Below are 6,460 nucleotides of genomic sequence, written 5' to 3'. Positions count from 1 at the left end.
GCGCCGGACCTCGCCCGTTCCTGCGCGGCCACCACGGCCTGCTTCACCGCCGGACGCCCCACCCGCGCCACCGCCGCCGCCAGCCGCGGGTCGGCCAGGACCTCGTCGGTCCTCGGCACGAGACGGCGTGGGTCCACCGCGTCAGCCTATCGACGGCTATCAGGGTCGGAAATTTTCGTAACTCAGTACAACTCTTGCGCATCTCTGTCCACGATTTGTATGATCCAGGTCACACGAAGGCTCCCTGCACACAGCCAAGGAAGGCGAGTGTCGCCCGTGTCCCCTGCTCGCGCGCTTCGCGCCGCCACCGTCACCGTGCTCATGTCCGCCGCGCTCTCGGCCCCGGGTCTCGTCACCGCGGCGGCCGCCCCGGCCGCGACCGGGCCGACCGCCACCCCGTCCGCCCTGCAGGTCGCCGGCCGCGGCGCGACCGTGCCGTTCGTCGAGCACGAGGCCGAGACCGCCACCACCAACGGCTCCGTGATCGGGCCCGACCGCCGGGCCGGAACGCTGCCCGGCGAGGCGTCGGGCCGCAAGGCCGTGACGCTGTCCGGCTCCGGCCAGTACGTCGAGTTCACCCTCACCGCGCCGGCCAACGCGATCGACTTCCGCTACAGCCTCCCCGACAACTCGGCCGGCACCGGGATCGACTCGACGATCGGGCTCTACGTCGACGGCACGAAGAACCGCGACCTCGCGCTGACCTCCCGCTACGGCTGGTACTACGGCTCGTACCCGTTCACGAACCGGCCGAGCGACGGCAAGGCGCACCACTTCTACGACGAGACCCGCGCGCTGCTGCCCACCACGCTCGGCGTCGGCACCAAGGTCCGCCTGCAGCTCGACGGCGGCGGCACCCCGACCACGGTCGACCTCGCCGACTTCGAGCAGGTCGCCGGTCCGGCCCAGCGGCCGCCCGGTTCGGTGTCGGTGACCGACCACGGCGCCACGCCCGGCGACGGCACCGACGACGCGGCGGCGTTCGACGCCGCGATCGCCGCCGCCCGCGGTGCGGGCCGCGAGGTCTGGCTCCCGGCCGGCGTGTTCACGCTGAACCGGCACATCACCGTCGACCGGATCACCATTCGCGGCGCCGGCATGTGGCACACCGAGCTGCGCGGCAGCCGGCCGGGCCTGTTCGGCAAGGGCGAGCCGGCGAGCTGCGGACACGCGGGCTACCCCGGCAACCCCGAGGTGCCGGGGGTGAGCGCCGCCGTGGGGCTGCACGACTTCGCGATCATCGGCGACGTCACCGAGCGGGTCGACTGCGACCAGTCGAACGCCATCGGCGGCGCGCTCGGCGGCGACTCGGTCGTGTCCGGGCTGTGGCTCCAGCACACGAAGGTCGGTCTCTGGCTCGACGGCCCGTTCTCCGGGCTGACCGTGCGCGGCAACCGGATCCTCGACCAGACCGCGGACGGGCTGAACCTCCACCGCGGCGTCACGGACACCGTCGTGACCGACAACTTCGTGCGCAACAGCGGGGACGACGGCCTCGCGATGTGGTCGGAGAGCCAGCCCGACCAGCGCAACACGTTCTCCTTCAACACGGTCATCGCGCCGATCCTGGCCAACAGCATCGCGATCTACGGCGGCAGCGACATCAGCGTCACCGACAACGTGGTGGCCGAGACACAGGACCAGGGCGGCGGGATCCACATCGCGAACCGGTTCAGCGCCGTCCCGCTCGGCGGCACCACCACGGTCGCCCGCAACACCACGATCCGCTCCGGGGTGCTCGACTCCAACTGGCAGTTCGGCGTCGGCGCGCTGTGGTTCGACGGCCGCGACTCGCCGCTCACCGGCCGGATCGAGGTGTCCGACATGGACATCCTGGACAGCAACCACGAGGCGATCCAGTTCATCGACGGCTCCACGAACGACGTGCACTTCGACGACATCCGGATCACCGGCGCCGGCACGTTCGCCTTCCAGTTCCAGACCCGGGCCACCGGCACCATGCGCGACGTGGTGGCCACCGGCATCGGCGTGGCCGGCATCTACAACTGCATGTCCCCGGACGTCCCCGCGGGCCTCGTCGACCTGGGCGGCAACTCCGGGTTCGGTTCGACCTACTGCGGCCCGTGGCCGCCCCCGGTCTACGGCGGCGACAACGGCGGTGACCCGACCGACCCGCCGGACCCGCCGACGGATGGGAACCTGGCGCTGCGCAAGCAGATCAGCGCTACCGGCAGCCAGGGCGGCTTCCCGCCCGGCAACGCGGTGGACGGGAGTGCCGAGAGCTACTGGGAGAGCACCAACAACGCGTTCCCGCAGTCGCTGACCGTCGACCTCGGCGCCACCCACACCGTCCGGCGGGTCGTGCTGCGGCTGCCGCCCGCGGCCGCGTGGGCGGCCCGGACGCAGACGCTGTCCGTGCAGGGCAGCACGAACGGCTCGACCTGGACGACGCTGAGTGCATCGGCCGGTCACACCTTCGACCCGGCGAGCGGCAACACGGCGACGGTCACCGTCGCGCCGGGCGACCAGCGCCACCTGCGTCTCACGTTCACCGCGAACACCGGCTGGCCCGCGGGCCAGCTCGCCGAGCTGGAGGTGTACTCGACCTGACGCCGGTCAGTCGGGTCGGCGGACCTGCTCCACCAGCTTGTGCGGGGCCTGGACGCAGTAGCTCTCGGTCAGCAGCTCGGCCACCTCGGACCAGTCGACGTCCGCGTGGAGGATCATGCCGACGACGTCCCGGCCCCACGCGGGGCGGTAGAACGGGTAGCCGGTGTCGGTCAGCACCTCGAGCTCGGGGCTCCGCGACCGGAACGTGAGCACCGTGCTCTCCCCGTCGACGGACGCCTCCTTCGCGTGCACCGGCGGCTGGCCCGGCGCGACCCGCAGAACGTGGGCGAACGTCCGCTTGCGGATCCGCCACCGGGTGCCCACCCACGCCGGCTCCTCGTAGGCCTCGGGCAGTCCGAGGCAGATCGGGCGGAGTCGGACGAGGACCTCGGGCGGGACGTCCAGGTAGTCAGCCACGGCGATCCGGCCGGTCCGCGAGCAGGGGCCGCGTCGGGTCCCACGTGGTGCCGTCCGCCGCGTCCCGGCGCCGGCGGGCGATGCCGGACAGCACCTCCAGCACCACCCGGTTCGCGAGGAAGGACGTGAGCTCGGCGTGGTCGTACGGCGGCGACACCTCGACCAGGTCGACGCCGACGACGGGCAGCTCGTAGGCGATGCGGCGCACCGAGTCGAGCAGCTCGCGCCCGGTCAGGCCGCCGGGCTCGGGGGTGCCGGTGCCGGGCGCGTGGCCCGGGTCGCAGACGTCGATGTCGACCGACAGGAACACGCCGTCGCAGTCGTCGGTGGCGATGCCGAACGCCTCGGTCAGGCACTCCTCGAGCCCGCGGGCGACGATCTCGGTCATCTCGTAGGAGCGCATCCGCTGCTCGGCCATCCAGTCCAGCGTCTCCGGCTCCGGCCAGTAGCCGCGCAGCCCGATCTGCAGGAAGCGGTCCCCGCGCACCGCGCCGGACTCGAGCAGCCGGCGCATCGGCTGGCCGTGGCCGACCAGCGAGCCGAAGTTGATGTGCCCGGTGTCCGCGTGCGCGTCGAAGTGGATCATCGACACTCGGCCCTGGCCGACGTGCTGAGCGACGCCCGCCGCGTCCGGCCAGGCGATCGTGTGGTCGCCGCCGAGCACCAGCGGGATCGCGCCTTTCGCGGTCACCGTGTGCACCGCGTGCTGCAGGTCGCGGACGGAGCGCTCCGCGTCGCCGGAGTACATCTCCACGTCGCCGGCGTCGTACACGGCCAGATCCTTCAGGCCGTCCACGCGCAGCGCGAGCGAGGGGCGGGAGCCGTCCTGGGGCATGTAGCAGGACTGCCGGATGTACTGCGGGCCGAACCGGGTGCCGGGCCGGTGCGAGGTGCCGCCGTCGAACGGTGCGCCCATGATCACCACGTCGGCGTCCGCGTAGGTCGAGGCGTCGGCCCAGTCGCAGCGGGGCACGCCGAGGAAGGTGATGTCCGGACCGAACTGTGCGCCGTACCGTGCCATGGCTCGACCTTATTCGCTGGCTCTGTTCGTGGCGCCGCCCTTTACGATCAGCGCGATGACCACGTCGAGTGCCGCGTCCCCGCCGGCCGAGCGGGTGCGGCCCCTGGAGCTGTTCTTCGACCTGGTGTTCGTGTTCACGATCACCCAGGTCGCGGCCGTGCTCACCGCCGACCCGTCCGCGCCCGGGCTGGCCCGGGCCGTCGGCCTGCTGGCGATCATCTGGTGGATGTACGGCGGGTACGCCTGGCTCACCAACTCGCTCGACCTGAGCCGCACCGCGCCGAGGTTGCTGCTGCTCACCGGCATGGCCGCGTACTTCGTCATGTCGCTCGCGGTGCCCCGGTTCTACGACGAGGGGCCGTACGGGCTGATCCTCGGCCTCGCCTATCTGGTCGTGGTGACGGTGCACCTGGCCGCGTTCCTCGGCACGTCCGGGCGCGGCGCGATCCTGCGGCTCGGCCCGATCAACGTGGTGGCCGCCCTGTTGGTGGTGGTCGCCGGTATCGTGTCGCCGCCCGCCCGGCCGTGGGTGCTGCTGGCCGCGGTCGGTCTGCACTACGCCTCGCCGTTCCTGGTGGGCATCGGCGGGTTCGTGATCGGCGCCGGACACTTCGTGGAGCGTCATGCGCTGGCGCTGATCATCCTGCTCGGCGAGTCGATCATCGCGGTGGGCACGGTCGCGTCGGAGCGGGGCGAGGTCCTGCCGCTGGTCCTGGGGTCGGTGCTGGCGCTCGCGGTCAGCGCGGGCATGTGGTGGCTCTACTTCGAGCGCGACGGCCTGGACAGCGAGGAGCTGCTCGACGCGATGCCGCCGCGGCGGCGCGGGCTGGCGGCGCTGCTGTCGTTCGGCTTCGCGTACCTGGTCGTGATCATCGGGGTGACCATGGCCGCGGTCGGCATGAAGAAGGCGATCACGTACTTCACCGAGCCGCTGCACGACTTCGAGCTGTGGCTGCTGCCGCTCGGCCTGGTGACCTACCTGGTCGGGCTGGCCGCGTTCCATCGAGCCCTGGCGCCGGGTTGGCCCTGGTCGCGACTGGTGGCGGCGGCCACGGCGCTGCTGTGCGTGCCGGCCGGGCTACTGGCCGGCGGCTGGCTGATGCTGCTGGTCGGCGCGGTCGTGCTGGCCGGCGCCGTCCTCGTGTCCCGGGCGCCCGCGTTGAACGGAAGGTAGCTCGTGTACGTATCTGAGTTCGTGACGACCTTCCTGGTTCGCGCGCGCCCGCGGGACGTTCGGTCCCGCAGGTGGGCCGTGCCGGCGCTGGCGCTCGCAGCCGGGCTGCTGCTCGGCGGGTGCGGCGCGAGCTCGTCCGAGGGCGGTCGCGGGCACGCCGGCACCGGCGGCCACGACGAGGTCCCGCTGTCCGTGCTGCCCAGCAAGCCCTCGAAGCCGATGACCGTCCAGCAGCTGGCCAGCGGCCTGGGCTGCAAGGCCAACCTCGCCGGCAAGTTCGCCGACTACCGGCAGGCGCACTGCGAGTACCAGGGCCGCAACGTCGTGATGTCCGAGTTCGACACCGAGGATGGCCTGGACGCCTGGCTCGAGCACTCCAAGTACTACGGCGGCGTCTACCTCGTCGGCGAGCGATGGGTGATCACGAGCAACACGCTGGCCGAGATCTCGCCGCTGCAGGACAAGTTCGGCGGCAAGATCGAGCAGGGCGACATCCACGGCCCGCCCCCGTCGACGCCCAAGGTGAACCCCAGCAAGTAGCACAAAGCAACGACCCAGCACCTGACTGGTTGACTGACGGTCACCCTTGCTCGGTACTGTGTCCGCCTCTTCCACACGGATCACCGGATCGGGGCGGGGAGCGGACATGCTGGCAATGTTGCGCAGGATCTTCAGGACCGGACGGGTGGCCGAGCGCGACCCGGGCCGGCCGGGGTACGGGCTGCTGTCGGTGGCCGGCGAGTTCTCCGGCTCGGTTCAGGTCCGCCACGTCGACGCGGGCTCCTGCAATGGCTGCGAAGTAGAGATCGGGTCGGCGTTCGGGCCCGTCTACGACGCCGAGCGGTACGGCGCACGGCTCGTCGCCTCGCCCCGGCACGCGGACGCCCTGCTGGTCACCGGCCCGGTCACCCGCAACATGGCCGAGCCCCTGCGCCGCACCTACGACGCGGTGCCCGGGCCCAAGGCCGTCCTCGCGGTGGGCGACTGCGCACGCAACTGCGGCGTGTTCGCCGGCGCCTACGGGGTGACCGGCGCCGTGCGCGACGTCGTCCCCGTGGACCTCGAGATCGAAGGCTGTCCGCCCCGGCCCGAGGCGATCGCCGAGGGCCTGCGAAGGCTGACCGGTCGATGAACCTCGCTGCCTCGTTCCTCGCCGCCGCGGCGGTCCTCGGCGTGCTCGCCGCCCTCGCCGGCGCGCTGCCGGACTACCTGTTGCGCGCGCGCCTGCGGGTGCCGGCGGCCGGGTTCGGTACGGCGCTGGCCGGCGTCGCCGGCGT

The 6,460-nt window shown here is 72.2% G+C and carries 7 protein-coding genes; 4 read left to right on the top strand and 3 right to left on the bottom strand.

The window, feature by feature from the left end; translation table 11 throughout:
- Window positions 1-119: hypothetical protein (locus ACRDSK_RS30670; RefSeq protein WP_431444884.1), on the bottom strand; the 119-nt coding region annotated here is incomplete at its 3' end.
- 148 nt (window positions 120-267) lie between these two features.
- Between ACRDSK_RS30670 and ACRDSK_RS30665 the strand changes: the two genes are divergently transcribed.
- Entirely contained in the window at window positions 268-2,571 is a 2,304-nt protein-coding gene (locus tag ACRDSK_RS30665) for a discoidin domain-containing protein (RefSeq protein ID WP_431444883.1), read from the top strand.
- Window positions 2,572-2,577: 6 nt separating this feature from the next.
- On the opposite strand, the gene ACRDSK_RS30660 is transcribed toward ACRDSK_RS30665, so the two are convergent.
- Entirely contained in the window at window positions 2,578-2,988 is a 411-nt protein-coding gene (locus ACRDSK_RS30660) for an MmcQ/YjbR family DNA-binding protein (protein ID WP_431444882.1), read from the bottom strand.
- Window positions 2,981-4,009, bottom strand: coding sequence for an agmatinase (speB, locus tag ACRDSK_RS30655; RefSeq protein ID WP_431444881.1), 1,029 nt, complete (start codon window positions 4,007-4,009; stop codon window positions 2,981-2,983). Before speB ends, ACRDSK_RS30660 begins: the two co-directional genes overlap by 8 nt.
- A 55-nt stretch (window positions 4,010-4,064) precedes the next feature.
- On the opposite strand from speB, the gene ACRDSK_RS30650 reads away from it, so the two are divergent.
- The 3 genes from ACRDSK_RS30650 to ACRDSK_RS30640 all read left to right on the top strand — a co-directional run bounded on the left by ACRDSK_RS30650 (window position 4,065) and on the right by ACRDSK_RS30640 (window position 6,315).
- Window positions 4,065-5,183, top strand: coding sequence for a low temperature requirement protein A (locus ACRDSK_RS30650; RefSeq protein WP_431444880.1), 1,119 nt, complete (start codon window positions 4,065-4,067; stop codon window positions 5,181-5,183).
- A gap of 3 nt (window positions 5,184-5,186) precedes the next feature.
- On the top strand, window positions 5,187-5,723 hold the full coding sequence (locus ACRDSK_RS30645; RefSeq protein WP_431444879.1) for a hypothetical protein: 537 nt from the start codon (window positions 5,187-5,189) through the stop codon (window positions 5,721-5,723).
- Between the two features lie 106 nt (window positions 5,724-5,829).
- Window positions 5,830-6,315 (top strand): NADH-quinone oxidoreductase subunit B family protein, encoded by a 486-nt coding sequence (locus ACRDSK_RS30640; RefSeq protein ID WP_431444878.1) that lies wholly within the window; start codon window positions 5,830-5,832, stop codon window positions 6,313-6,315.
- The last annotated feature ends 145 nt before the right edge of the window (window positions 6,316-6,460 follow it).

This window comes from Actinophytocola sp. (assembly GCF_050699915.1).
In the GTDB taxonomy this organism is placed as follows: domain Bacteria; phylum Actinomycetota; class Actinomycetes; order Mycobacteriales; family Pseudonocardiaceae; genus Actinophytocola.
This window is presented reverse-complemented; position numbering and strand designations above follow the sequence as displayed.

Excerpts from the sequence above, each read along its gene's own strand:
- ACRDSK_RS30650 (WP_431444880.1), top strand. The coding sequence starts at position 4,065 with ATGACCACGTCGAGTGCCGCGTCCCCGCCGGCCGAGCGGGTGCGGCCC.
- ACRDSK_RS30640 (WP_431444878.1), top strand. The coding sequence starts at position 5,830 with ATGCTGGCAATGTTGCGCAGGATCTTCAGGACCGGACGGGTGGCCGAG.
- speB (WP_431444881.1), bottom strand. The coding sequence starts at position 4,009 with ATGGCACGGTACGGCGCACAGTTCGGTCCGGACATCACCTTCCTCGGC.